This is a genomic window from Streptomyces longispororuber (assembly GCF_024448165.1).
GTDB classification, from domain to species: Bacteria; Actinomycetota; Actinomycetes; order Streptomycetales; family Streptomycetaceae; genus Streptomyces; species Streptomyces longispororuber_A.
On the sequence record NZ_JAMOLN010000023.1, the window covers coordinates 14,267 to 39,232 of the forward strand.

General features: G+C 71.6%; 30 protein-coding genes. 5 read left to right on the top strand and 25 right to left on the bottom strand.

Going from position 1 to position 24,966, the window contains the following annotated elements; all coding sequences use genetic code 11:
* Window positions 1-2: 2 nt before the first annotated feature.
* The 8 genes from M4J07_RS09285 to M4J07_RS09320 form a co-directional block, all read right to left on the bottom strand.
* Complete coding sequence (locus M4J07_RS09285; protein WP_255969488.1) at window positions 3-752, bottom strand: SRPBCC family protein; 750 nt, start codon at window positions 750-752, stop codon at window positions 3-5.
* A gap of 5 nt (window positions 753-757) precedes the next feature.
* Window positions 758-1,396 carry an ArsR/SmtB family transcription factor gene (locus M4J07_RS09290; RefSeq protein ID WP_255969491.1) on the bottom strand — a complete coding sequence of 213 codons (639 nt, stop codon included), beginning with the start codon at window positions 1,394-1,396 and terminating at the stop codon, window positions 758-760.
* Between the two features lie 115 nt (window positions 1,397-1,511).
* Entirely contained in the window at window positions 1,512-1,781 is a 270-nt protein-coding gene (locus M4J07_RS09295) for a DUF4235 domain-containing protein (protein WP_255969494.1), read from the bottom strand.
* Window positions 1,781-2,119: a DUF3618 domain-containing protein gene (locus M4J07_RS09300; RefSeq protein WP_255969497.1), complete on the bottom strand. Its 339-nt coding sequence runs from the start codon at window positions 2,117-2,119 to the stop codon at window positions 1,781-1,783. Before M4J07_RS09300 ends, M4J07_RS09295 begins: the two co-directional genes overlap by 1 nt.
* The gene (locus tag M4J07_RS09305; protein WP_255969500.1) at window positions 2,116-2,526 is read right to left on the bottom strand and encodes a phage holin family protein; all 411 of its coding nucleotides are present in this window, start codon (window positions 2,524-2,526) and stop codon (window positions 2,116-2,118) included. Before M4J07_RS09305 ends, M4J07_RS09300 begins: the two co-directional genes overlap by 4 nt.
* Before the next feature lie 100 nt (window positions 2,527-2,626).
* Window positions 2,627-3,310, bottom strand: a complete 684-nt coding sequence (locus M4J07_RS09310) for a hypothetical protein (RefSeq protein WP_255969503.1) — start codon at window positions 3,308-3,310, stop codon at window positions 2,627-2,629.
* Window positions 3,307-3,459, bottom strand: coding sequence for a hypothetical protein (locus tag M4J07_RS09315; RefSeq protein ID WP_255969506.1), 153 nt, complete (start codon window positions 3,457-3,459; stop codon window positions 3,307-3,309). The genes M4J07_RS09310 and M4J07_RS09315 overlap by 4 nt, the downstream gene beginning before the upstream one ends.
* Window positions 3,456-3,764 (bottom strand): hypothetical protein, encoded by a 309-nt coding sequence (locus M4J07_RS09320; RefSeq protein WP_255969509.1) that lies wholly within the window; start codon window positions 3,762-3,764, stop codon window positions 3,456-3,458. Before M4J07_RS09320 ends, M4J07_RS09315 begins: the two co-directional genes overlap by 4 nt.
* A gap of 197 nt (window positions 3,765-3,961) precedes the next feature.
* On the opposite strand from M4J07_RS09320, the gene dapA reads away from it, so the two are divergent.
* The gene (dapA, locus tag M4J07_RS09325; protein WP_255969512.1) at window positions 3,962-4,843 is read left to right on the top strand and encodes a 4-hydroxy-tetrahydrodipicolinate synthase; all 882 of its coding nucleotides are present in this window, start codon (window positions 3,962-3,964) and stop codon (window positions 4,841-4,843) included.
* Here the strand turns inward: dapA and M4J07_RS09330 are convergent.
* From M4J07_RS09330 to M4J07_RS09405, 16 genes are all read right to left on the bottom strand, one after another.
* A complete protein-coding gene (locus M4J07_RS09330) occupies window positions 4,830-6,062 on the bottom strand; it encodes a WD40 repeat domain-containing protein (RefSeq protein ID WP_255969517.1) in 1,233 nt (410 codons plus the stop codon). The two genes, dapA and M4J07_RS09330, sit on opposite strands and share 14 nt — an antisense overlap.
* On the bottom strand, window positions 6,059-6,634 hold the full coding sequence (locus M4J07_RS09335; protein WP_255969648.1) for a SigE family RNA polymerase sigma factor: 576 nt from the start codon (window positions 6,632-6,634) through the stop codon (window positions 6,059-6,061). Before M4J07_RS09335 ends, M4J07_RS09330 begins: the two co-directional genes overlap by 4 nt.
* A gap of 158 nt (window positions 6,635-6,792) precedes the next feature.
* A complete protein-coding gene (gene dapD, locus M4J07_RS09340; protein ID WP_255969519.1) occupies window positions 6,793-7,779 on the bottom strand; it encodes a 2,3,4,5-tetrahydropyridine-2,6-dicarboxylate N-succinyltransferase in 987 nt (328 codons plus the stop codon).
* A gap of 84 nt (window positions 7,780-7,863) precedes the next feature.
* Window positions 7,864-8,841 (bottom strand): CU044_5270 family protein, encoded by a 978-nt coding sequence (locus tag M4J07_RS09345; protein ID WP_255969522.1) that lies wholly within the window; start codon window positions 8,839-8,841, stop codon window positions 7,864-7,866.
* Window positions 8,838-9,440, bottom strand: a complete 603-nt coding sequence (locus M4J07_RS09350) for an RNA polymerase sigma factor (protein ID WP_255969525.1) — start codon at window positions 9,438-9,440, stop codon at window positions 8,838-8,840. The genes M4J07_RS09345 and M4J07_RS09350 overlap by 4 nt, the downstream gene beginning before the upstream one ends.
* Before the next feature lie 86 nt (window positions 9,441-9,526).
* Window positions 9,527-10,063, bottom strand: a complete 537-nt coding sequence (locus M4J07_RS09355) for a TetR/AcrR family transcriptional regulator (protein WP_255969528.1) — start codon at window positions 10,061-10,063, stop codon at window positions 9,527-9,529.
* Window positions 10,063-10,383, bottom strand: coding sequence for a DMT family transporter (locus tag M4J07_RS09360; RefSeq protein ID WP_255969531.1), 321 nt, complete (start codon window positions 10,381-10,383; stop codon window positions 10,063-10,065). Before M4J07_RS09360 ends, M4J07_RS09355 begins: the two co-directional genes overlap by 1 nt.
* A 45-nt stretch (window positions 10,384-10,428) precedes the next feature.
* Complete coding sequence (locus tag M4J07_RS09365; RefSeq protein ID WP_255969534.1) at window positions 10,429-11,823, bottom strand: DUF3616 domain-containing protein; 1,395 nt, start codon at window positions 11,821-11,823, stop codon at window positions 10,429-10,431.
* Window positions 11,824-11,986: 163 nt separating this feature from the next.
* On the bottom strand, window positions 11,987-12,325 hold the full coding sequence (locus M4J07_RS09370; RefSeq protein ID WP_255969537.1) for a metal-sulfur cluster assembly factor: 339 nt from the start codon (window positions 12,323-12,325) through the stop codon (window positions 11,987-11,989).
* Window positions 12,322-12,780 (bottom strand): Fe-S cluster assembly sulfur transfer protein SufU, encoded by a 459-nt coding sequence (sufU, locus tag M4J07_RS09375; protein WP_255969540.1) that lies wholly within the window; start codon window positions 12,778-12,780, stop codon window positions 12,322-12,324. Before sufU ends, M4J07_RS09370 begins: the two co-directional genes overlap by 4 nt.
* A gap of 16 nt (window positions 12,781-12,796) precedes the next feature.
* Complete coding sequence (locus M4J07_RS09380; protein WP_255969543.1) at window positions 12,797-14,053, bottom strand: cysteine desulfurase; 1,257 nt, start codon at window positions 14,051-14,053, stop codon at window positions 12,797-12,799.
* Window positions 14,050-14,814: a Fe-S cluster assembly ATPase SufC gene (gene sufC, locus M4J07_RS09385; RefSeq protein ID WP_255969546.1), complete on the bottom strand. Its 765-nt coding sequence runs from the start codon at window positions 14,812-14,814 to the stop codon at window positions 14,050-14,052. Before sufC ends, M4J07_RS09380 begins: the two co-directional genes overlap by 4 nt.
* A 7-nt stretch (window positions 14,815-14,821) precedes the next feature.
* Window positions 14,822-15,139, bottom strand: coding sequence for a non-heme iron oxygenase ferredoxin subunit (locus M4J07_RS09390; RefSeq protein WP_255969549.1), 318 nt, complete (start codon window positions 15,137-15,139; stop codon window positions 14,822-14,824).
* The gene (sufD, locus tag M4J07_RS09395) at window positions 15,139-16,320 is read right to left on the bottom strand and encodes a Fe-S cluster assembly protein SufD (RefSeq protein ID WP_255969552.1); all 1,182 of its coding nucleotides are present in this window, start codon (window positions 16,318-16,320) and stop codon (window positions 15,139-15,141) included. Before sufD ends, M4J07_RS09390 begins: the two co-directional genes overlap by 1 nt.
* Before the next feature lie 61 nt (window positions 16,321-16,381).
* Window positions 16,382-17,806 (bottom strand): Fe-S cluster assembly protein SufB, encoded by a 1,425-nt coding sequence (sufB, locus tag M4J07_RS09400; RefSeq protein ID WP_255969555.1) that lies wholly within the window; start codon window positions 17,804-17,806, stop codon window positions 16,382-16,384.
* Window positions 17,803-18,546: a helix-turn-helix transcriptional regulator gene (locus M4J07_RS09405; protein ID WP_255969558.1), complete on the bottom strand. Its 744-nt coding sequence runs from the start codon at window positions 18,544-18,546 to the stop codon at window positions 17,803-17,805. The genes sufB and M4J07_RS09405 overlap by 4 nt, the downstream gene beginning before the upstream one ends.
* 205 nt (window positions 18,547-18,751) lie before the next feature.
* Here M4J07_RS09405 and M4J07_RS09410 point away from each other — a divergent pair, with 205 nt between their 5' ends.
* Window positions 18,752-19,540, top strand: coding sequence for an aminoglycoside N(3)-acetyltransferase (locus M4J07_RS09410; protein ID WP_255969561.1), 789 nt, complete (start codon window positions 18,752-18,754; stop codon window positions 19,538-19,540).
* Between the two features lie 230 nt (window positions 19,541-19,770).
* On the opposite strand, the gene M4J07_RS09415 is transcribed toward M4J07_RS09410, so the two are convergent.
* Window positions 19,771-20,550, bottom strand: a complete 780-nt coding sequence (locus tag M4J07_RS09415; RefSeq protein ID WP_255969564.1) for a formate/nitrite transporter family protein — start codon at window positions 20,548-20,550, stop codon at window positions 19,771-19,773.
* Between the two features lie 230 nt (window positions 20,551-20,780).
* Between M4J07_RS09415 and M4J07_RS09420 the strand changes: the two genes are divergently transcribed.
* From M4J07_RS09420 to M4J07_RS09430, 3 genes are all read left to right on the top strand, one after another.
* Window positions 20,781-21,704 (top strand): ABC transporter ATP-binding protein, encoded by a 924-nt coding sequence (locus tag M4J07_RS09420; RefSeq protein WP_255969567.1) that lies wholly within the window; start codon window positions 20,781-20,783, stop codon window positions 21,702-21,704.
* Window positions 21,701-22,468, top strand: a complete 768-nt coding sequence (locus M4J07_RS09425; protein WP_255969570.1) for an ABC transporter permease — start codon at window positions 21,701-21,703, stop codon at window positions 22,466-22,468. Before M4J07_RS09420 ends, M4J07_RS09425 begins: the two co-directional genes overlap by 4 nt.
* A gap of 173 nt (window positions 22,469-22,641) precedes the next feature.
* Entirely contained in the window at window positions 22,642-24,906 is a 2,265-nt protein-coding gene (locus M4J07_RS09430) for an alpha-N-acetylglucosaminidase (RefSeq protein ID WP_255969573.1), read from the top strand.
* Window positions 24,907-24,966 lie beyond the last annotated feature (60 nt).

The following is a 24,966-nucleotide window of genomic DNA, read 5'->3' on the forward strand; positions in this document are numbered from 1 at the left end:
CCTCAGGCGAAGACCGAGTCCAGCCAGCCGCTCCACTCGGTCTCGTTCCGCTCGGCGTCGGCGTCCGGCTCGAAGTCGTGGACGCTGATGCCGACGGGGGCGCCCCAGCGGCCCCGGCCGAAGATCCGGTAGAGGGCATGGTCGGTGCGCAGCCCGATGAAGTGGTCGGTGCGGTAGTCGAGCACGGCGTCCAGGGTCGTCCCGCCGGGGCCCTGGACGCGCACCCGCGCGCCCTCCTCCGCGTCGCCTGGCAGACCGAGCGCGCGGCCGACCGCGGTGAGGGCCTCGGGTCCCACGGACGCGGCGGGCCCGTCGAACGTGGTGAACGCGACCGGCCGGCCGGCGAAGAAGGTGACGTACTGGCGCAGGGTGTGCAGGTAGAAGTCGGTGTGCTTGTCGGCGCCGTCGTAGTACTCGTCCCAGTTGTCGGTGAAGATGCCGCTGTGGACGTAGCGCACCCAGGCGCGGCTGCCGCCGTCCCTGGGCTCGATCGTGTAGTCGAGCTGGTTCTTCGTCTGGAACGGGGGCAGGGCCGCCGGGTCCTCGGACAGGACGGTGAGCCGGTGCGGCGGGTCCCAGGTGGTGAGCACGGAGTTGAAGGGGCCGGCGCCGCCCTCCTTGGGCTCGTACTCCATGGGCCACTGCCAGCCGGCCGTGCCGTTGGTGACGGCGTCCCAGATCTGCTCGGGCCGGGCGTCGGCCTCGAACTCCCGGGCGACCTCGAACTCCTTGGCGCCGCTGTTCTCGCTCATGTCAGTCACTCCGTCAGTTCACGTGCGGTGGTGGGAAGTTGGGCGTCCGCGTCCGGGCCGGGTTCCTTGAGCTTGGGATGCAGGGCGACCACCACCCGGTGGTCGCGGCCGCCCTCGGCGGCGCCGTCGTGGTACTTGAGGATCAGCGCCTCGACGCCCTGCGTCAGCTCCGCGACGAACGCGGCCCGGTCCGCGGCGGAGGCGAACCGCACCTCGCCGTCGAGCGCGAACGTGGCGAGCCGCTTGCGGGCTCGCGCGGCGCCGGTGAGCAGCGCGCCCACATCCCGTACGAGACGGGCGGCGAGCGCGAGCAGCCAGCGCGCGGAGAGCTGGTCGCGGGCCCGGTCCGGGTCCGGCTGCACGGCGCCGAGCGCGCCGGGCGAGATCACGTACGAGGCCGCGGTGGCCCGCATCAGCCGCTCGGTGACATTGCCCTTGCGCCGCTCGCCCGCGAGCTCGACGAGCCCGTGCTTCTCCAGCGCCTTGAGGTGGTAGTTCACCTTCTGCCGCGGCAGCCCGACCTTGGGGGCCAGCATCGCCGCGGACGCGGGCCCCTCGGTGAGCTCGGCGAGCAGCCGGGCCCTTATCGGGTCGAGCGAGACCGCGGCGGCGGCCGGATCCTCGATGACGGTGACGTCCAACATGACTCCACCGTCCCACCGAAAACTTTTTTTGTCCAGACGAGAGAAATCGTCGGAGAGTGCCGTGGCGTGCGCCCGGCCGGCACCGCCGGGCGGGCGCGTCAGCCGGCCGGGCGTGTCAGCCGGGCCAGACCCCGGTCAGCCGGCGCACACCCACCGCCCCGCCGCGGTCCACCGCCGCTTTCACCACGGCGAAGACGGCTCCCTGCACGACGGCGGCCCCCAGCACCTCGCCCCAGCTCCGCCCCTCGTCCATCGCGTCCGGCGCGTCGTCCTCACCGGCCAGCGCCCGCCACGTCCGGTCGAAGGCGGCCCGGGCGAGGAGTCCGCCGGCCATCCCGAGGACCAGGCCGAGCGGCCGGTACGCGATCCTGACCGCACGTCCCATCAGCGACGCCTCCCGTTCCACCGGCCGTGCGCCCGGCCGTTCACCCGGTGCCTGGTCACCGCGACGGCGACCACGACCCCGGCGACCGCCGCCAGGGCCGGACGCGGATGTCCGGTCGCGGCCCGGGCCACGGCCGACGTCGCCTGGCGCACGGGCTCCGGCGTCCCGCCCCGCACCCGGTCCGCCACCCGCACGGCCGTGCCGCGGGCCCGGCTGCGCACGTCCGCGCGGGCCGCCAACTCCTCTACGGTCTCGGCGAGTTCACTCCTGCTGCGCGCGATGTCGCGGCGTATCGCGGCGGGCCCGCCGGGCCCGCCCGTGCTGTCGGTACGGCTCATCGGCGCGCCCTCTCCTTGATCTCCTCGGCATCGGCCCTGAGGCCGTCCATGGCCTCCGTGGGCAGCGGCGGCGCCGCGCGCCCCAGCTCCCGTCGCCCGGCCAGCGCCAGCACCGCCGCCACGGCGAACAGCACGCCCGCGACGATCAGCGCGCCCGCCCAGACGGGCAGGACCAGCGACAGCGCGGCGGTGCCGGCCGCGGCGAGCACCATGAACCCCACGTACGCGGTGGCCCCGGCGGCGCCGAGCAGCCCGCCGCCGCGTCCGGCCCGCCGCCCCTTCTCGCTCAACTCCCAGCGGGCGAGCGCCATTTCGTGTCGTACGAGCGTGGAGAGCTGTTCGGTCGCCCGCTCGACGAGTTCGCCGACGGAGCGTCGCTCCGCAGGCCGATCGGTGGTCCCGGTCACCGTGTCCCGCCTCCTTCCGTGCGTGGACACGGCGGGTACCCGGAGGCGGGCACACCATCCCTTCCCGCCCGGCCCGGTCCTGCTGGTCCTGCCGGGCCGCTCAGCGCTCCCCGGGCTCAGGACCGGCGCCGCCCATCGCCTCGCCGAGCCGCGCCAACTGCCCCTGGAACCAGTCGAGCCGGGCCTGCAGCAGCGCCGCCTCCGCGACCAGCTCCGGCATGCCGGGCGCCGCACCGGTCAGCCGGGCACCCGGGGCCGCCACCACCCGAAGGCCCTCCCCGGCGAGCCGCGCGAACGCGTCGAGGGTCCAGCGGGCACGCCCGCCCACGCACCCGGCGCACGCCGCCTCCAGGACGCGCCGCCCGTCCCGGCCCCAGCCCGCGTCGGCGAGCACACCGGCCGCGGCACCGCACGGGCACGGCGCCACGGTCATGGTGCGCACGCGCTGCCGCTGGTAGCGGAAGCCGTGCTCGAAGCGAATGTAGGAGCCGAGCACGGAGACCTGGAGCAGCACCGCCCTGCGGTACTGCTCGCTCACCAACAGGCCCTCGGCGACCGCGCGTTCGTGCACGCAGTGGAATCCGCAGTCGCAGCGCCGGTGCGGGGCGCGGTGCCGCCGCCCGTAGACGCAGCGCGCCTCGTCGAGCACCCGGTAGGGCGCGGCGGCACCGAGCGAGACGCCCAGGAAACCGGCGCGCCCACCGTCCGCGTCGATCACGGGGTGGGCGATCTTGTGACCGGTGGGCGGCTCCTCCGGGCGTTCCTCCGGGAGCCGCAGCCTCATCGGGCGGCCGGGACCTCGACGGGTTCCGGTGTCGCGTCGACGGCGTCGTCGAGCGTCAACTCCCGCTCGGGCGCGGTCGCTTCGGGCTGCGCGGTGTCCCGCGGGGCCTCTTCGGCGATCCCGGTGGCGAGTGCTTTGCCGAGCCTCATGGTGCCTCCCCTGAACGGCCTTCGGCGGCCCGGTCGCCGGCCACCGGCCTCTCATGGTGACGCACCCCGGACGATTTGGCACCAGTGCCCGCCGCGTCGTGCAGGAGGAGCGCGTACTGGTCGGCCACCACCGCCTCCGCGACGGCGACCGCCCGCTCCCCCGCCAGACGTATCCCGGCCTGCGAGTACGGCGGCGGCGACGGACGCCGCTGCCGCCACCAGGCGGCACCCGCCGCATAGATCCCACTCGCGCACATCAGCACGGGCATGGCCAGGGCCATCACCACGTCTTGCACCTCGAACACCTCTGAACCGGCCGAGCAACACGTTCTGTGCAGTTCATCGGATTGCGGACGAGTGTCCTGAAGACCCCCTCTCGGCCAAAAGTCACCGAGAACGACCGAAAGGAGCTCCCCGCCACCCGTAACCTTCAGCAGCGCTCCGCTCCACCTCGTAGCAGATTTAAGTGGAGCTTCACCGTCGGGCGGCCGAGACTACCCCCATGAACGAGACCCGCCCCGCCCCCTTCGGCCGCGCGCTGTGCGCGATGGTCACGCCCTTCACCGACACCGGCGCGCTCGACCTGGACGCCGCGCAGCGGCTGGCCGAGCGGCTCGTCTCCCAGGGCTGCGAGGGGCTCGTGCTGTCCGGCACGACCGGCGAGTCCCCGACCACGTCCGACGACGAGAAGACGGATCTGGTGCGGGCGGTGCGCGCGGCCGTCGGCGACCGGACCCCGGTGGTCGCGGGCATCGGCACCGCCGACACCCGGCACACCGTCGAGCTGGCCCGCCGGGCCCAACAGGCGGGTGCGGACGGCCTGTTGGCGGTCACCCCGTACTACAGCCGCCCGCCGCAGGACGCCGTCGAGGCACACTTCCGGGACCTCGCCGACGCCACGGACCTGCCGGTGATGCTCTACGACATCCCGGGCCGCACCGGCACCCGGATCGAACCGGAGACGATGATCCGGCTGGCCGGGCACCCCCGGATCGTGGCGGTGAAGGACTGCGCGTACGACCTGCTCGGTACGCAGAGGGTCATGGCGGCGACGGATCTCGCGTACTACACGGGGTGCGACGAGTACGTGCTGGCGCTGTACGCGCTCGGCGGCGCCGGGTACGTCTCGACGGTGGCGAACGTGGTGCCCGCCGCCTTCCGCGCGATCGTGGACGCGTACGACGCGGGTGACACGGCGGAGGCCGCCCGCCGCCAGCAACTCACCGTGCCGCTCACGGAGTTGATGATGAACTCGGGCCTGCCGGGATCGGTCACCGTCAAGGCGCTCCTCGGCGGCGCGGTCCGCCCGCCGCTGCGGCCCGCCGGCCGGGAGGCGGCCGACGGGCTGCGGGCGGCGTACGACAGGCTGGTCAGCGCGTCGTGAACTCCGGGCTCCAGCGCCCGGGGTAGGCGGCCGACGCCTTGCGGAAGTCGCTGAGCGGGACGACCTTGTGCGTGCCGAGGGTGACCAGGAGCAGTTGGTTGCGGAACTCCCCCTTGCCGTCGCACTTCTTGGGGTCGCAGCCCCAGGCGATGACCCGCTTGTCGTCCGCCCAGCCGAGAATCTGCTGGGCGGGCAGCTTGTCGGTGCGCTCGCCGGTGACGGCGTCGTTCACGGCGACGGCGATCTCCTTCCCCTTGCCCGCGAAGTCACCGGCGACGAGCTTCCCGTTCGGCGACAGGCTCGCCGCGCCGATCCACCCGAGCAGGTGGCGGAGGTTGGCGGGCGTGGCGACCTCCTTGCCCGCCAGGTCGTAGTACTTCAAGGTGCTGTCGTTGTCGAAGCCGCCTTCGGTGAACACGCCGACCAGCTTCCCGTCGGGCGAGAAGTACGCGTCCTCGCGGGCGTTGCCGAAGGCCTCCTCGTTGGACGGCGCGGCGAACCAGGTGCCCTTGCCGCTCTTCACGTCGATCACCGAGTAGCCGGTGCGGGTCGAGGGACCGGAGCCCGGGTACGTCTTCTTGCCGTCGCTGACCTTGTTCTCCTTGTGCAGGCGGTCAGGGTCCTTCTTGTACGTCGTCGCGACGAGTTTGCTGCCGTCCGGCGAGAACTCGACCCCGGCGGCCCCCCGCGCCACCGGGATCCAGCGCGTCACCTTGTTGGTGGCGAGGTCGAGCAGTCCGATCCGCCTGGCGGGCAGATCCTTCTCCAGGACGGCGGCCGTCCGCAGCCCGGGGGCCACGTCCAGCCAGGCCCACCCCGCGGCCTTCCGGTACGTCTTGGTCGTCGGGTCGAGCACCCCGTACGTCCGCACCATCTCGCCGTCGCCGTCCTTGAACACGACCTGCTTGGTCGTGGAGAACGAGGCGAGCGCCGTCCGTCCGGCCGCGATGACGTCCTTGGGCGGCGACTGGTCGGGGTGCGCGATGACGTCCGCGGTGCCGGTCACGCCCGCGGGCCGCACGTCCTCGCCGCCCCCGATCTGCGGCACCACCAGCGCCCCGGCGACCACCGCGGCGGCCGCGACCGCCGCGCCGGCGACCGTGCGCCCGCGCCGCTTCCTGCGCACCCCGAGCACCCGGTCGGCGAAGTCCGCGGGTGCGGGCCCCACGCCGTCCGCCTGCTCGCGCAGCGCATCCTTGAGCATGTCGTCGACGTTCACGGGCGCACCTCCACAGGGGCGTAGTCGCGGGACGGGGGCTGCTCGGCGTCGGCCCGGCCGAGCGAGGCCAGTTCGGGTGCCAGGCCGCGGAGCCTGACGAGGGAGCGCTGCGTCGTGGAGCGCACGGTGCCGACCGAGATGCCGAGGACCCGGGCGACGTCGCCCTCGGGCAGGTCCTCGAAGTAGCGCAGCACGAGCACGGTGCGCTGGCGCGGGGTGAGCCGGGCCAGCGCGGTGCGCATGACGACGCGCAGCTCCGCGGCGGAGGTCCCGCCGTCCCCGGCGGCGCCGTCCGGCACCTCCCCGTAACTCACCTCGCGGCGCGGCCACTTGAGCCGCCATCTGCTGACCTGCTGGCGGTACAGGACCTGGCGCACGTACGCCTCGGGGTCGTCCACCCGGCTCCACCGTCCGGCGACCTTGATCAGCGCGTTCTGCAGCAGGTCCTCCCCGGCGTGCCGGTCGCCGCCGCTGAGCAGGACCGCCGTCTTCAGCAGCGCCGACGAGCGGCTCGCCACGAACTCCCGGAAACCTTCCGCACTCTCACCGCGCTGTTCCCGTACGGCATCCATCGTCACCTTCACTTTCCCCACCCTTGTGATGCTCTCTGTCTGTGATGACGAGTCCGGACCGCCCTCGCTATGCCACCCCCCGGAAAGTTTCTTCGCGCACGACGCACGACGGCCCGCGCCGGGATCCCGGCGCGGGCCGCTGTGCCGACCTGTGAGGGTCAGTTGTGGCTGTGCAGGACCTCGTTCAGGCCGCCCCACACCGCGTTGTTCGGGCGGGCCTCGACGGTGCCCGTCACCGAGTTGCGGCGGAAGAGGATGTTCGAGGCGCCGGAGAGATCGCGGGCCTTGACGATCTCGCCGTCGGGCATGGTCACGCGCGTGCCGGCGGTGACGTACAGGCCCGCCTCGACGACGCACTCGTCGCCGAGCGCGATGCCGACGCCCGCCTCGGCGCCGACCAGGCAGCGCTCGCCGATGACGATGCGGACGTTGCCGCCGCCGGACAGGGTGCCCATGGTGGAGGCGCCGCCGCCGATGTCCGAGCCGTCGCCGACGACGACGCCCGCGGAGATGCGGCCCTCCACCATCGACGTGCCGAGCGTGCCCGCGTTGAAGTTCACGAAGCCCTCGTGCATGACCGTGGTGCCCTCGGCGAGGTGCGCGCCGAGGCGGACACGGTCGGCGTCGGCGATGCGCACGCCCTTGGGGGCGACGTAGTCGGTCATGCGCGGGAACTTGTCGATCGAGGTGACCTGGAGGTGCAGGCCCTCGGCGCGGGCGTTCAGGCGGACCGTCTCGACGGCGTCGACGGCGACCGGGCCGAGCGAGGTCCAGGCGACGTTGGCGAGCAGCCCGAACAGGCCGTCCAGATTCTGGCCGTGCGGCTTGACCAGGCGGTGGCTGAGCAGGTGCAGCCGCAGGTACGCGTCGTGCGCGTCGAGCGGCTTGTCGTCGAGGGAGGCGATGACCGTGCGGACCGCCACGATCTCCACGCCGCGCCGGGCGTCGGGGCCGATCGCCTTCGCGGCGCCGGCGCCGAGCAGCTCGACGGCCTTCTCGGCGGAGAGCTTCTCGGTACCGGCCGGGCCGGGCTCGTCCTGGAGGACGGGGGCGGGGAACCAGGTGTCGAGAACGGTGCCGTCGGTGGTGACGGTGGCGAGGCCGGCGGCGACGGCGCCGGTGGAGCGAGTAGCAGTGTCGGTCATGGGGCCAACCTAATCGGCGCGGGCCCGATCGGGCGAACCCGCGGGGGCGGCGTCTCAGGTGCCGGGCGCCGCCCCCGCCCGGGGTCAGGGCCGCTGTCCCCGCCGGTCGACGACGCCGGAGGCGAGGTCCGCCCCCTGGTAGATGATCTCGCCCGCCTTCCGCGGCCGGGGCGGGCTGTCCCCCGGGAACTTCTCGGAGAAGTCACCGGTCACCACCCAGCGGTCGCCGAGGACCCGGTAGGTGCGCGGGTCGATGAGGATCTCGGTGCGGGTGGGGTTCTTGCCGGTGTCGTCGAGCCCGACGGCGAGGGCGTCACGGCCCGCCAGGTCCCGTACGAGACGGTCCTGGACCTGGATGCCGGGGATCGTGGCCATCGCCCGGTACAGCTTGGCGAGCGCCTCCGGCGGCATGGGGTCGGCGCCGAGGATCACCTTCAGGGACCGGAAGCCGTGCTGCGCGGCGGTCTCGGGGTACTTCTTGTCGGTCGGGTAGAAGGCGCGGACCTTCTTGAGGACGGCGGCCGGGTCGTCGGGCAGCGAGGTCAGCAGGCGGAACTGTTCGCGGGGCGAGTGGTCGTCGCCCTCCCGGCCGTTCTCGAAGCGCGGATCGGCGTACTTCTTCCAGGACTCGTTCGTCTGCGGCTTCGGCGAGGGTGCGGACGAACTGCGCGGCCAGCCGCCGTCGTTCCCGAACATGCTCTTGCCGTAGATCCACTGGCCGTCGCGCGGCGCCGGCACCGGCCGGCCCCGCTCGACGGTGTCCGCGGCCCTGGCGAGGATCTCCGCCGGAGTGCCGGTGACGGTGCGCGTCGCGGCGGGGGCGGTGCGCTGGGTGTCGCTCGGGCCGTCCCCGCCGAGGCCGGTCGCGAGCACGGTGGCCGCGACGGCGACGGCGACGGCGCCGACCGCCGCGAGCCGCCAGTCGGTGCGCAGCCGGCGTGCGCGGCCGCCGCCGGTGGCCGCCGCGGTCAGCCGGGCGCGGCCCGGGGCGAGCCGGGCCCGGTCGGCGACGGGCGCGTCGTCGCGGAACTCCCGCACCTCGTTCATCTCGTCCACGCTCACGGCCGGACCACCTCCGCCACATCCACGTCGGTCACGAACGCCGGGTCGGCCCCCAGCGCGGCCCGCACCTTGCGGCGGGCCCGGTTCAGCCGGGACCGGACGGTCCCGACGGGTATGCCGAGCGCCTCGGCGACGTCCTGGTACGTGAGGTCGGCCCAGGCCACGAGCAGCAGCACGTGCCGGTCGGCGGCGGACAGCGCGGCGAGTGCGTCGGCGAGCGGCCCCTGGGCGGCGATCCGGTTCTCGGTGTCCTCGACCCAGGTGGCGGCGACGGGGTCGTGCCCGGTGCGCGCGAGGGCCCGCAGGGCCCGTACCTCGGTGCGCCGCTGCTTGCCGATCAGGTGCGCCGCGATCCCGTACAGCCAGGGCCGGGCACTGGCCCGCGCCGTGTCGTACCGCCCCCGCACCCGGAACGCCGTCAGGAACGTGTCGGCGGTGATGTCGTCCGCCGCGTGCTCGCCGAGCCGCCGGGCCGCGTAGCGGTGGATGTCGGCGGCGTACCGGTCGTAGAGCCGGGCGAAGACCTCGGGCTGTTCCAGGGAGTGCGCGATGACGCGGCTGTCGCTGCCGTCGGGATCGTGCGGTGGTGGTCCGCTCACAGGTCCTCCGTACGCGGGGCGGGGTCGAGCATGTCACCCTCTGTTCCCCACAGCCCGCACAAAGGTTCACGGTCCCGGGCGGCCCGTCAGGGAATGAGCCGCGCCAGCATCTCCCGCGCGTAGTCCGCGTCGTACTCCCCGCCCGTCAGCAGCACCTGCAGCGAGATCCCGTCCATCAGCGCGACCAGGGCGCGGGCCGTGACGGGGTCGGTGCGGTCCTCGATGGCGTCGGCCAGTTCCCGGCACCACTCGGCGGCGACGGGGCGCAGCGCGGGCCGGCGCAGGGCGGCCAGGTACAGCTCGTACTCCAGCTCCACGCCGACCCGGTCGCCGGCCAGCCATTCGCCGAGGAGTCCGGCGAGTTCGCCGGCGAGGTCGACGGCCGGGTCCTGGAAGGCGCCGCGCGCGGCGACGACCTTGGCGAACCCTTCGTTGGCCTGGCGCAGCGCGGCGACCATCAGCTCGTCGAGGGTCTTGAAGTGGTACGTCGTCGAGCCGAGCGGCACGTCGGCCTCGGCCGCGGCGGTGCGGTGGCTGAGGCCTCCGATGCCCTTCGAGCCGACGACGCGGATGGCGGCGTCGATGATCCGCTGGCGCCGCTCGGGGTCGTAGCGCCGCGCCATCAGTGGGCCCCGCCGAGGTTCAGGAGCACGACCCCGCCGATGACGAGGCAGATGCCCGCGACCTTGGCCGCGGTCAGCCCCTCACCGAGGAAGACCATGCCGATCGCGGCGATGACGGCGGTGCCGACACCGGCCCATATCGCGTACGCGGTACCGATCTGCACGGTCTTCAGCGTCTGGGCGAGCAGTGCGAACGCGATCACGTATCCGGTGACCGTGACCAGCGAGGGCCACAGCCTGCTGAACCCCTCGCTGTACTTCATGGCCGTGGTGGCGGCCACTTCGGCGGCGATGGCGCCGGCCAGCAGAACGTATCCCATGTGTACGAGTGTACGCATCGTTGCGTACACCCGTACACAGAAGTTCTACGAGACCGTGAACCAGGTCGCGCGGGACTTCTTCCACTCGTCGTGGGTGAGGTCCTTGGCCTCGGTGCCGTCGCCGTACAGGTCGGCGGAGCCGTCGTCGGTGATCAGCTGCGCACGCTGGCCGGCCACGGACAGGTCAGGCACGGAGACGACCGACTCCCAGCCGCCCGGGTCGGTGGTCGGCAGGTCGGTGACCTTCGTCGGGGCGGTGGTGGCGACGCCGTCCCAGCGGTACAGGGCGTACGGGTCGGAGTTGTCGTCGGCGGCCCAGCTGCCGGCCACGATCAGGTACTGGTTCGCGGCGTTCTTGCGGATGTCACGGACGGCGAGGCCGCCGAGGTCCAGCTCGATGGGCGTGCCGAAGACGGGCGTCGAACCGCTCGCGACGACCTTGTCCATGTTGGTGACGGGCACGATCAGCGCCTTGCCACCACTCTTCGGCGGCACGAGCGGGGCGCGGAAGCCGACGTACGCGGTGGTGGTCGAGCCGGGCGCGAACTCCAGGCCCTCGACGTTGAACCCGTCGATCTGCTTGGGCACCTCGCCGTCGGCGGTGCCCGCGGCGAAGCCGTACCGGTTGCCGTTCGCCTTGTCCCACGACACGAGCTGGTCGCGCAGCTTCTTGTAGGAGTGCGCGTAGGTCAGCTGGGTGGACGCGCCGCTGCCGCTGACCGTCGTGGTGAAGACGGTGTTGCGGTCGGCCTTGTACTCGCCGTCCTTGTTGTTGCCGAGCGAGCCGGTCCAGTAGATGAGGTCCCCGACCCGGGTGCCGCCCTCGATGTCGATCTCCTTGCTCGCGCCGACCTTGGACGTCATGTCCCAGGTCTTCACGGGGGCGCCGGAGGCCGAACCGTCGTACAGGCGCAGCACGTTGGACTCGTCGTCCGCGACGACGACGTAGCCGCCGCCCACGTCGACCGCGGCGGACGCGTCGCTGGAGCCGGTGAAGTACCGGGTGCCGGACGGGTTCTGCACGGACTGGGAGGCCGCGTAGTGCAGCTTGGTGGTGGCCGTGGAGCCGCCGCTGCCCGTGACCTTCAGCGTCAGGTCGGTGTAGCCCTGGGCGCGCGCGGCGACCGACACGGTGCGGGTCGCGCCGGTCCCGCTGACGGTGACGTCGCCGGTCTGCGCGACGGACGTCTTGCTGCTGGCGGACGCCGTCACCGTGAGGGCGGAGGCGTCGGTCCCGCTCTGCGCGACGCTCACGGTGACCGTCGGGTCGCCGACGCCGCCGACGGCACCGCTGAGGTAGGCGTCGGAGAGCGTGATGGTCGGAGTGGCCGAACCGGCCGCGCCCGCCGGGAAGTTGCCACTGACGGCGGCCAGCGTGAGCAGACCGCCCGCTGCGGCGGCGAGCGCCGCGCGGCGCAGGCGCGGAGTGGAGTGCGGCACCGAGGTTCCCTTCGTCGACGTGATGTCGACGGAAGGTTCCGCTCCGCACCCCAACGCCGCGTGTCGATCACCGGTACGGCGGCCGAACGCCACACGGCCGATACGCCGATCGGCCCCGGCGGGAGTCCCACCGGGGCCGATCACCAGCTCGTACAGCTCGGAATCAGACGTTGAAGCCCAGCGCCCGCAGCTGCTCGCGCCCGTCGTCGGTGATCTTGTCCGGGCCCCACGGCGGCATCCAGACCCAGTTGATCCGCAGCTCGTTGACGATGCCGTCGGTGGCGGACTTCGCCTGGTCCTCGATGACGTCGGTCAGCGGGCAGGCCGCGGACGTCAGCGTCATGTCGATCGTCGCGATGTTCGCGTCGTCGATGTGGATGCCGTAGATCAGGCCCAGGTTGACCACGTCGATGCCCAGCTCGGGGTCGACGACGTCGTACAGCGCCTCGCGGACCTCCTCCTCGGAGGCCGGCTTCATCTCCACTGCCGTGTTGTCACTCATGCGGTCTTCGCCTCCTCCGCGAAAGCCTGCGCCGTCGCGTCCTTCCACGCCATCCAGCTCAGGAGGGCGCACTTCACTCGCGCCGGGTACTTGGAGACCCCGGCGAACGCGACGGCGTCCTCCAGGAGCTCCTCCATCGAGTCGTCCGGCTCGATCTGTCCCTTGGACTGCATCAGCTCCAGGAAGGTCTCCTGGATCTTCTGCGCGTCGGCCAGTTCCTTGCCGACCAGCAGGTCGTTCAGGACGGAGGCCGAGGCCTGGCTGATCGAGCAGCCCTGGCCCTCGTACGAGACGTCGGCGATGGTCTCGCCGTCGTACTTGACGCGCAGCGTGATCTCGTCGCCGCACGTCGGGTTGACGTGGTGCACCTCGGCGTCGCCATCCCGGAGACCGCGCCCGTGCGGGTGCTTGTAGTGGTCCAGGATGACTTCCTGGTACATCGAATCCAGCTTCACGTTCCCAGCCAGCCCCTCAGCCGAAGAAGTTCCGTACGTGCTCCAGGCCGTCGACCAGAGCGTCGATCTCGCCGGGCGTGGAGTACAGATAGAACGACGCTCGCGTGGTCGCAGGAATTCCGTACCGCAGGCAGACCGGCCGCGCGCAGTGGTGGCCGACCCGGACCGCGATGCCCTGCTCGTCGAGGACCTGGCCCACGTCGTGCGGGTGGATGTCGCCGAGCGTGAAGGAGATCGCGGCGCCCCGGTCCTCGGCCGTGGTCGGGCCGATGATCTTCAGGTCCGGGACTTCCTGCAGCCGCTTCACGGCGTACTCGGTGAGCGCCTGCTCGTGCCGCAGGACGTTGTCCATGCCGATCGAGTTCAGGTAGTCGATCGCCGCCCCGAGGCCGATGGCCTGCGAGATCGGCGGCGTGCCCGCCTCGAACTTGTGCGGCGCCGGCGCGTACGTCGACGAGTGCATGGAGACGGTCTCGATCATCTCGCCGCCGCCCAGGAACGGCGGCAGGTCCTCCAGGAGCTCCTGCCGTCCCCAGAGCACGCCGATGCCGGTCGGGCCGCACATCTTGTGGCCGGTGAAGGCCACGAAGTCGGCCTGCAGCGCCTGCACGTCCAGCGGCATGTGCGGGGCGGCCTGCGAGGCGTCGATGAGGACGAGGGCGCCCACCTCCTGGGCGCGGCGCACGATGGCCTCGACCGGGTTGTGGGTACCGAGGATGTTCGACACGAGGACGAACGAGACGATCTTCGTCTTCTCGGTGATGACCTCGTTGATGTTGCTCAGGTCGAGACGGCCGTCGTCCGTCAGACCGAACCACTTCAGCTTCGCGCCGGTGCGCTGCGAGAGCAGCTGCCACGGAACGATGTTGGAGTGGTGCTCCATCTCCGTGATGACGATCTCGGTCTCGTGGTCGACCTTGTACGGCTCGTCGGCCCAGCCGAGCATGTTGGCGACGAGGTTGAGCGACTCCGAGGCGTTCTTCGTGAAGATGACCTCGTCGCGGCTCGGCGCGTTGATGAACGCGGCGACCTTGTCGCGCGCGCCCTCGTACAGCGCCGTGGCCTCCTCGGCGAGCACGTGCACGCCGCGGTGGACGTTGGCGTTGTGCTGCTCGTAGTACTCCGTCAGGACGTCGAGGACCTGGCGCGGCGTCTGGCTGGTCGCCGCGTTGTCCAGGTACACGAGCTTCTTGCCGTCGTGGAGCACCCGGTCGAGGATCGGGAAGTCCTTGCGGATCGCCTCGGTGTCGAGGAGGCCCGGCAGCTGTGTCACGCGGATGCGCCACCCTTCACGTACTTGTCGTAGCCCTCGGCCTCGAGCTGGTCGGCCAGCTCGGCGCCACCGGACTCGACGATGCGGCCGCCCGCGAAGACGTGGACGTGGTCGGGCTTGATGTAGCGCAGGATGCGCGTGTAGTGGGTCACCAGGAGGGTGCCGACCTCGCCGTTCTCACGGACGCGGTTGATGCCCTCGGAGACGATGCGCAGCGCGTCGACGTCCAGGCCGGAGTCGGTCTCGTCGAGGATCGCGATCTTCGGCTTGAGGAGCTCCAGCTGGAGGATCTCGTGGCGCTTCTTCTCACCGCCGGAGAAGCCCTCGTTCACGTTGCGCTCGGCGAAGGACGGGTCCATGGAGAGCTTCTCCATGGCCTCCTTGACCTCCTTGACCCAGGTGCGCAGCTTGGGGGCCTCGCCGCGCACGGCCGTGGCCGAGGTGCGCAGGAAGTTCGACACGGAGACGCCGGGGACCTCGACCGGGTACTGCATGGCGAGGAAGAGGCCGGCGCGGGCGCGCTCGTCGACGGACATCTCCAGGACGTCCTCGCCGTCGAGCGTGACGGTGCCGGAGGTGATCGTGTACTTCGGGTGACCCGCGAGGGAGTAGGCGAGGGTCGACTTGCCGGAGCCGTTCGGGCCCATGATGGCGTGCGTCTCGCCCTGCTTCACGGTGAGGTCGACGCCCTTGAGGATCTCCTTCGTGGCGTTGTCGGCCTCGACGGTGACGTGCAGGTCCTTGATTTCAAGCGTTGCCATGGGTGCCTCAGGACTCCTGGGTGAGGGAGACGAGCACGTCGTCTCCTTCGATCTTTACGGGGTATACGGGGACGGGGCGCGTCGCGGGGAGGCCGGACGGCTTCCCGGTGCGCAGGTCGAACGCGGAGCCGTGCAGCCAGCACTCGATCTGGCAGTCCTCCACCTCGCCCTCGGAGAGCGACACGTTCGCGTGCGAGCAGATGTCGTTGATCGCGAACACCTCGCCCTCCGTCTGCACGATGGACACGGGCGTGCCGTCGAGCTCGACCCGCTTCGGGGTGTCGCTCTCCAGCTCGCTCAGTCCACAGGCGCGTACGAAGGCCATCAGACGGTGGCCTCCAGCTCGGCCTCGATCTTCTCGAGGAGGCGCGCCTCGATGTCGTCGACGCCGATCTGCTGGACCAGCTCGGCGAAGAAGCCGCGCACGACGAGACGGCGGGCCTCGTCGGCGGGGATGCCGCGGGCCATCAGGTAGAAGAGCTGCTCGTCGTCGAAGCGGCCGGTCGCGGAGGCGTGACCGGCGCCGACGATCTCGCCGGTCTCGATCTCCAGGTTCGGCACGGAGTCGACGCGGGCGCCGTCGGTCAGAACCAGGTTCCGGTTCATCTCGTACGTGTCCGTGCCCTCGGCGGCGGCCTCGATGAGGACGTCACCGATCCACACGGCGTGCGCCTCCTCGCCCTGCAGCGCGCCCTTGTACACGACGTTCGACTTGCAGTGCGGGGTGTTGTGGTCGACCAGGAGACGGTGCTCCTGGTGCTGGCCGGCGTCGGTGAAGTAGAGGCCGAACAGCTCGGCCTCGCCACCGGTGGCCGCGTACTGGACGCGCGGGTGCAGCCGGACGACGTCACCGCCGAAGGTGACGACGACCGACTTGAAGGAGGCGTCACGGCCCACGAGCGCGTTGTGCTGTGCGACGTGCACGGCCTTGTCGTCCCAGTCCTGGACGGAGACGACGGTGAGCTTCGCGCCGTCGCCGAGCAGGTAGTCGACGTTGGCGGCGAGCACCGCGTCACCGGTGTGGTCGATGACGACGACGGCCTCGGCGAAGGCGCCCAGCTCGACGACCTGGTGAGCGAAGGCGGTGCCGCCCTCGCCGTGCACGGCGATCCGGATCGGCTCGGTGAGCACCGTCTCCTTGGGGACGGTGATCACGCCGGCCTTCTCGAACGCCGAGTACGCCTGCGCGGCGACCCGGTCGACGGGCTTGCCGGCCTTGCCGATGCGGGCGTCGTCCCGGCCGACGGTCTCGACGGTGACGCCGGCCGGCGCCTCCACGTCGACCTTGACGCCGGTGCCGGTGGCGACGGCGGTGCCGTCGTGCAGGCCGCGCAGCCGCTCCAGCGGCGTGAACCGCCACTCCTCCTCACGGCCGTGCGGGACCGGGAAGTCCTGCACGTCGAAGGACGGGGGCGCGCTCATGCGCGTGGCGACGGTCGACTCTGCGGCCACCGCGATGGTTCCGGCGGTGGTGGAACCGGCCGGGATGTTCTGAGCCTCAGCCATGGCTGTCGTAGCGCTCGCTTTCTTACGTAAGGGGGCTGATGGAGACGTCAGTCGACCGGGGTCAGCCGACCGACCCTTCCATCTGCAGCTCGATCAGCCGGTTGAGCTCGAGGGCGTACTCCATGGGCAGCTCCTTGGCGATCGGCTCCACGAAGCCGCGCACGATCATCGCCATGGCCTCGAACTCGCTCAGTCCGCGGCTCATCAGGTAGAAGAGCTGGTCCTCGGAGACCTTGGAGACGGTCGCCTCGTGCCCCATGGACACGTCGTCCTCGCGGACGTCGACGTACGGGTACGTGTCGGAGCGGGAGATCGTGTCGACGAGCAGCGCGTCGCACAGCACGTTCGACTTCGATCCGGCGGCGCCCTCGCCGATCTCGACGAGACCGCGGTAGGAGGTGCGGCCACCGCCGCGCGCCACGGACTTCGAGACGATGTTCGACGACGTGTTCGGCGCCATGTGGACCATCTTGGAGCCGGCGTCCTGGTGCTGGCCCTCGCCCGCGAAGGCGATGGAGAGCGTCTCACCCTTGGCGTGCTCGCCCATCAGGTAGACGGCCGGGTACTTCATGGTGACCTTGGAACCGATGTTGCCGTCGATCCACTCCATGGTCGCGCCCTCGTACGCCACGGCGCGCTTGGTGACCAGGTTGTAGACGTTGTTCGACCAGTTCTGGATCGTCGTGTAGCGGCAGCGGGCGCCCTTCTTCACGATGATCTCGACGACCGCGGAGTGCAGCGAGTCCGACTTGTAGATCGGCGCGGTGCAGCCCTCGACGTAGTGGACGTAGGCGTCCTCGTCGACGATGATCAGCGTCCGCTCGAACTGGCCCATGTTCTCCGTGTTGATACGGAAGTAGGCCTGGAGCGGGATCTCGACGTGCACGCCCTTCGGCACGTAGATGAAGGAGCCGCCCGACCACACCGCGGAGTTCAGCGACGCGAACTTGTTGTCGCCGACCGGGATGACCGTGCCGAAGTACTCCTTGAAGAGCTCCGGGTGCTCCTTGAGGGCGGTGTCGGTGTCGAGGAAGATGACGCCCTGCTCCTCCAGGTCCTCACGGATCTGGTGGTAGACGACCTCGGACTCGTACTGGGCCGCGACACCGGCGACGAGGCGCTGCTTCTCCGCCTCGGGGATGCCGAGCTTGTCGTACGTGTTCTTGATGTCCTCGGGCAGGTCCTCCCAGGACTCCGCCTGCTTCTCCGTGGAGCGCACGAAGTACTTGATGTTGTCGAAGTCGATGCCGGAGAGGTCGGAGCCCCAGTTCGGCATGGGCTTCTTCTCGAAGAGCTTCAGGCCCTTGAGACGGAGCTTGGTCATCCACTCCGGCTCGTTCTTCTTGGCGGAGATGTCCCGGACGACGTCCTCGTTGATGCCGCGCTTGGCAGAGGCACCGGCCGTGTCGGAGTCAGCCCAGCCGTATTCGTACTTGCCCAGGCCTTCGAGCTCGGGGTGGGCAGTCTCCTCGATGGGGAGAGTCATGCGGGGTTCCTCCCGGCGGTGCTTGCAGATGCGTTTTCAGTGGTCTTGGGGATGAACGTCGTGCAGACGCCGTCGCCATGGGCGATCGTGGCCAGCCGCTGGACGTGGGTGCCGAGGATCTGGGAGAACATCTCCGTCTCGGCCTCGCAGAGCTGTGGGTACTGCTCGGCGACGTGGGCGACTGGACAGTGGTGCTGGCAGAGCTGCTCGCCTCTTTGCGGGAGGGGCGCGCTACGCGCCGTAGCAGCGTACCCGTCCGCGCTCAGGGCCTTCGCCAGGGCCTGGGCCCGCTCCTCCGGGGCCACCGCCTCGATCGCCGCCTTGTACGGGGCGGCCTGGGCGGCGATCCGGTCGCGGGCGAAGGCGACGACCGCGTCGTCTCCCCCGGCGTGCTCCTTGATCCAGCGGAGCGCCTCGGCCGCGAGCTTGTCGTAGGACTGGTCGAAGGCGTCACGACCGCAGTCGGTCAGGGCGAACACCTTGGCGGGCCGGCCGCGCGTGCGCGCTCCGTAGACCCGCTGCTCGCGGGGCTCCACGACGACGTCGGCGACCAGGGCGTCGAGGTGGCGGCGGACGGCGGCGTGGGTGAGGCCGAGACGTCCCGCGAGATCGGCGACCGTGGACGGGCCGTGGTCCAGGATGGAACGCGCGACCCGGTTGCGCGTCGAACGCTCACCGGTCGCGAGCTCTTCCTGAGGGGCCCCCGTGGGTGCCTCCTGAGCCTCGCCGACGTTTTTCACAACGCCATTGTTGCGTAATTCCTCAGACCCTGACAAGCGGGCTGGTGATCGCCCTCGGTGCCGTGCGTCACTTAGGTAGACCTAAGTAGACACCGGGCGTGACCTGCGGAAACGATCTTTGATCGATCAAAAAGCCGAGGTCGTCCGGACGCCGCCCGCGGGAATCCCGTGGTGCCCCGGCCCCCTCCGCAGGGACACTCCTTCCATGTCCACACCGCCTCCGACCGGCCCACTCGTCACCCGCGCCGCCCTCGCCACCGATCTGCGCACGCTCGGTGTCGAACCGGGCGAGACCCTGCTCGTGCACTCCTCGCTCAGCAGCCTCGGCTGGGTCAACGGCGGACCGGTCGCCGTCGTCCAGGCCCTGCTCGACGCACTGGGTCCCGCGGGCACGCTGGTGGTGCCCGCGCAGTCCGGCGATCTCAGCGATCCGTCGCTGTGGGGCGCGCCACCGGTACCGGCCGACTGGTGGGAGCCGATCCGGGCGACGATGCCGGTCTACGACCCGGCGCTCACGCCCACCCGGGGCGTCGGCGTGATCCCGGAGACCGTGCGCACCTGGCCGGGTGCCGTGCGCAGCGCCCACCCGCAGACGTCCTTCGCGGCGCTCGGCCCGGGCGCCGCGGCTGTGACGGACGGCCACGCGCCCGACTGCCGGCTGGGTGAGCGCAGCCCGCTGGCCCGACTGGAGGAACGCGGCGCGCGGGTGCTGCTCCTGGGCGCCGGGTACGACGCGTGCACGGCCTTCCACCTGGCCGAGTACCGCATCCCGCACCGCCTGGAGGACGCGGGCCGGCCCGGCCCCGCGGGCTGGGAGCACGTCACGGAGGTGACGATCTCCGCGGACCGCTTCGACGAGCTCGGCGCCGCCTTCGAACGCGACACCCCGGTCGTCCGGGGCCGGGTCGGCGCCGCCGGAGCCCGGCTGTTCCCCCTGCCCGGCGCGGTGGCCTACGCCCAGAAGTGGCTGCCGGCCAACCGACGACCGGTCTAGGGCCTGTCTCCCAGATCCCTCCGTCCGCCCGAAGGGCGGGCCCTGCGGCGTCTGGTGCGTGCTCTCAGGGGGTCCCCCCGGCCGAAGGCTGGGGGAGTGCCGGGCGCACGGCCTCGTACTGGATGTACTCGGCCTTGTGCCCGGTGCGGCGAGAGTGCGTGCCAGGCGTCGCGGGGCAGGAGGGATCTGGGAGACAGGCCCTAGCGGCGACGGGAGTTCGACGACAGGCCCTAGAGGTCCTCCTCACGCTCCGGCCGCCCCATGAACCAGTACGAGCCCGCGACCAGCAGCCCGCCCCCGACGATGTTCCCCGGCGCCGTGAACACCAGGTTCCGCAGCAGATCGCCGAACCCCGCGCCGCCGTCCAGGATCGCCATGCTGAACAGCGCCATGTTCGCCACACAGTGCTCGAACCCCACCGCGACGAAGACGAGCACCGGGATCCACAGCACGAAGATCTTGGCCCCGTCTCCCTTCGCCCGGTAGAACATCCAGATCGCCAGGCAGACCAGCAGGTTGCAGAGCACGGCTCGCCAGAACAGCTGACCGCCGGTGAGCGCCTCCTTCGCGTGCACCATCTCGGCGAGCATGGCGCGCGCCGACGCGGTGGAGGTGACCCCGGACGCGTGCACCATCGCGCCGAACAGGAACGCCCCCACGAAGTTCCCCACCAGCGACAGGCTCCAGCTCCCCACCAGGTCCCTGACCCCCGTGCGCCCGGTGAGCGCGCCGATCAGCATCACCATCACGTTGCTGGTGAACAGCTGCGCCCCGGCGAACATCACGATCGTCAGCGCGATCGGGAAGACGAGCCCTTCGAGCAGCCTGGTCGCCGGCGAGCCCGCCGTGACGAAGGGCGAGACCGCGACCAGGAGCAGCACCTCGCCGATCCCGATGTACGCGCCCGCGAGGACGGCGGAGACGAAGTAGCGCGGAGTCCGCCTCAGGTCCTGCGCCTTGTGGGCCGCCTGCTCGGATGTTTCCTCGACGTTCTCCGCGATGCTGGTCACCACTCGACGCTAGGCCTGCCCGCAGGGCCTTCCCGACGGAAAAGGTCACCTGTGGACGGGCCGAACGGACTGCGCCGGCCCAGATCGGGCCGCTGGACCACCCGGATCGGGGCGAGCGGGGCCCACGCCCTCGACCGTCACGCCCGCTCCTCGCACGGCACCTCGCCCCCGGCCGAGGGGATCCGCCCCGCCCTCCGGCGCGCCCCCGCACGTCCTTAGACTTGCCCACCATGGAAAGCGAGCCCGTCCTCCACCTCACCGGTCTGGTGAAGCGGTACGGAAACAAGACCGCGGTCGACGGTCTCGACCTCACTGCAGCCCCCGGCATCACGGCCGTCCTCGGCCCCAACGGCGCGGGCAAGACCACCACCATCGAGACCTGCGAGGGCTATCGCAGGCCGGACGCCGGCACCGTCCGCGTCCTCGGCCTCGACCCGGTGAAGCAGGCCTCCGCACTGCGCCCCCGCATCGGCGTGATGCTGCAGTCCGGCGGCGTCTACTCCGGCGCCCGCGCCGACGAGATGCTCCGCCACATCGCCAAGCTCCACGCCCACCCTCTCGACGTGAACGCCCTCATCGAGCGCCTGGGCCTCGGCAGTTGCGGCCGCACCACCTACCGGCGGCTGTCCGGCGGCCAGCAGCAGCGCCTCGCCCTCGCGATGGCCGTGGTCGGCCGCCCCGAGCTGGTCTTCCTCGACGAGCCGACCGCGGGCCTCGACCCGCAGGCCCGCCGCGCCACCTGGGACCTCGTCCGCGATCTGCGGTCGGACGGCGTCTCGGTCATCCTCACCACGCACCACATGGACGAGGCCGAGCAGCTCTCCGACGACGTGGCGATCGTGGACGCGGGCAAGGTCATCGCGCAGGGCTCCCCCGAGCAGCTGTGCCGCGGCGGCGCCGAGAACACGCTCCGCTTCACCGGCCGCCCCGGCCTCGACGTCGCCTCCCTCCTCAAGGCCCTGCCCGCCGACTCCGCGGCCGCCGAACTCACCCCCGGCTCCTACCGCGTCGCCGGCAAGATCGACCCCCAGCTCCTGGCCACGGTCACCTCCTGGTGCGCCCAGCACGGGGTGATGCCGGACAAGATCTCCGTCGAACGGCACACGCTCGAAGACGTCTTCCTGGAACTGACCGGACGGGAGCTGCGCGGATGAGCGCCGGCACGTACACGCCGAACCCGGGAGCCGCACCGCTCCCCCGCATGATCGCCACGCAGGCGGCGCTCGAGACGAAGATGCTGCTGCGCAACGGCGAACAGCTGCTGCTCACGGTCGTCATCCCCACCCTTCTGCTCGTCCTGTTCTCCTCGGTCGACATCGTCGACACCGGCTCCGGCAAGGCCGTGGACTTCCTGACGCCGGGCATCCTCGCGCTCGCCGTGATGTCCACGGCGTTCACCGGGCAGGCCATCGCGACCGGCTTCGAGCGCCGCTACGGCGTCCTCAAGCGGCTCGGCGCCTCCCCGCTGCCGCGCTGGGGCCTGATGGCGGCCAAGACGCTCTCGGTCCTGGTCACCGAGATCCTCCAGGTCGTCCTCCTGACGGTCATCGCGTTCGCACTGGGCTGGTCCCCGCACGGGAACCCCTTCGCCGTCCTCCTTCTCCTGATCCTCGGCACAGCTGCCTTCTCCGGGCTCGGCCTGCTGATGGCCGGCACGCTCAAGGCGGAGGCCACGCTCGCCGCGGCCAACCTGGTCTTCCTGCTGCTGCTCGTCGGCGGCGGGGTCATCGTGCCGCTCGACAAATTCCCCGACGCCGCCCAGTCGGTGCTCGGTCTGCTGCCCATCTCGGCCCTCTCCGACGGTCTTCGCGACGTGCTCCAGCACGGGGCGTCGATGCCGTGGGGCGACCTCGGGATCCTCGCGGTGTGGGCGGTCGTGGGCCTCGGCGCGGCAGGGCGCTTCTTCCGCTGGGAGTGAGGCGAGCGGCGGGCGTGACGGACGTGGTAAGTCCAACGCCCCTCCCGCGAAAGTCCATGGTCGTCCCCCGGTACGTCCCCGTAGAACTGCGCTCCAGGACGGCGGACGGCGGCTCCTTGTGAGCCGCCCGGGACGGCTGGGGAGCGCACATGAAACGGCGTACGGTTCTGGGCATGGCGGCGACCGCGACCGCGGGGGCCGCCCTGCCTCTGTCTGCGGGCCCGGCGAGCGCCGCGAGCGGCCCGGCGCATTCCGGCGGTGACCTCCGGGCGGCCCGCGAGACGCTGCGCCGGCTGCTGCCCCGGCACGCCGACCAGTTCACACTCGCCCTCACCCCGGCTTCCCCCACCTCCGCCTCCTCCGCTCCCTCCGCTTCTCCTGACGGCACCGCTTCTCCTGACGGCACCGCTTCTCCCGACGGCACCGACCGCTTCCGGGTCACCGGGCGCCGGGCAGGCGCGATCACCGTCGAGGGCAGCACCCCGGCCACCGTGCTGACCGGCGTCAACTGGTATCTGAAGTACGTCGCCGGAGTCGACGTCTCGCTGCCCGGTGACAGCCTCGCGCGGCTGCCCGGACGCCTGCCGGCACCCGCGAAGCCCTTGGAGCAGCGGGCCCTGCCGTACCGCTTCGCGCTCAACGACACCCACGAGGGCTACACCGGCCCGTACCGCTCCTGGCAGCAATGGGAGCGGGAGCTGGACCGGCTCGCCCTGCACGGCGTGAACCAGGTCTTCCTGTCCACCGGCGCCGAGTCGGTCTACTTCCGTGCGCTTCAGGACTTCGGCTACACCGCCGAGGAACTCCTCGCCTGGATCCCCGGCGCCGCCCACCAGCCGTGGTGGCTGCTGCAGAACATGTCCGGCTACGGCGGCCCCCTCTCCCCCGGGCTCCTGGACGAGCGCGCCGAACTGGCCCGCCGCGTCATCCGCCGCATGCGCGACCTGGGGATCTCGCCGGTGCTTCCCGGCTTCTTCGGCACGGTCCCGCAGGGCTTCTCCGCGCGCAACGGCGGCGTGAAGACGGTGCCGCAGGGCGACTGGTGCGGATTCCAGCGGCCCGACTGGCTCGACCCGCGCACCGAAGTGTTCGCCGCCCTCGCCGCCGCTTTCTACCGGGAGCAGAAGGCGCTGTTCGGCGACGACGCGGCACGTCACTTCAAGATGGACCTGCTGCACGAGGGCGGGAGCGCGGGTGACGTACCCGTCGGCGACGCCGCCACCGGCGTCATGGACGCGCTCCAGACCTCCCACCCGGGCGCTACCTGGGTCCTGCTCGGCTGGCAGAACAACCCTCCGGTCAAGGTCCTCCAGGCCGTCGACCGCTCCAAGCTGTTCATCGTCGACGGCATCGCCGACCGGCTCGACGGCCTCGACCGCGAGACGCAGTGGCTCGGCACGTCCTACGCCTTCGGCACCATCTACAACTTCGGTGGCAACACCACCCTCGGCGCCAACACCGGCGTCTGGGCCGAGCGCTTCCCCGCCTGGCGCGACAAGCCGGACAGCGCGCTGCGCGGCACCGCCCTTCTCCCGGAGGGCATCGGCTCCGACCCGGCCGCCTTCGAGCTGATGGGGGAACTCGCCTGGCGGGACGGCACCGTCGACCAGTCCGCCTGGTTCGCCTCCTGGGCCGACCGTCGCTACGGCGGCCCCGACGCACACGCCCGCGCCGCCTGGGACATCCTGCGCCGCACCGCCTACTCCGGCCCGACCAGCGGGCGGGCCAGCGCCCACGACGGTCTCTTCTGCGCCCGCCCGTCGCTGACGGCGACGAGCGCCGGCGTGTGGGCGCCGACCGCGCCCCGCTACGACCTCGCCGTCTTCGAACCCGCCCTCGGCGAACTCCTCCGGGTCGCCCCGGCGGGCCGCGCCACCGACGCCTACGGCTTCGACCTCGTCGACACCGCCCGCCAGGCCCTCGTCAACCGCGCCCGCGTCCTCCTCCCCCGGATCAAGTCGGCGTACGACACGAAGGACCGCGTCCTCTTCGGCACCCTGACCGGCCAGTGGCTCGACTGGATGCTGCTGCTCGACGACCTCCTCGCCACCGACCGGCGCTTCCTCCTCGGCCCCTGGCTCGCCGAGGCCCGCCGCGCCGCTCCCACGGACGCGGAGGCCGGCCGCCTGGAAGGCGAGGCCCGCACCATCCTCACCACGTGGGGACCCAGGGCCGCCGCCGACGCGGGGACCCTGCACGACTACGCCAACCGCGAGTGGAGCGGCCTGGTCCGCGACTTCTACCTGCCGCGCTGGAAGCGGTACTTCGCGGTCCTCGACGACGCGCTGGCCACGGGCTCCGCCCCCAAGGCGGTCGACTGGTACCCGGACGAGGAGGCGTGGTGCACGGACCGCACCCCCTACCCGCAGCGCCCCACGGGCGACCCGCACCGCATCGCGACCCAGGTCTGGGAGCGGCTGACGGCACGAGGTCACTGATGACGGCGACGGGCCGAACGTAAGACACCTCACGGCCCGATTCGCACCCCTCGTGAACGG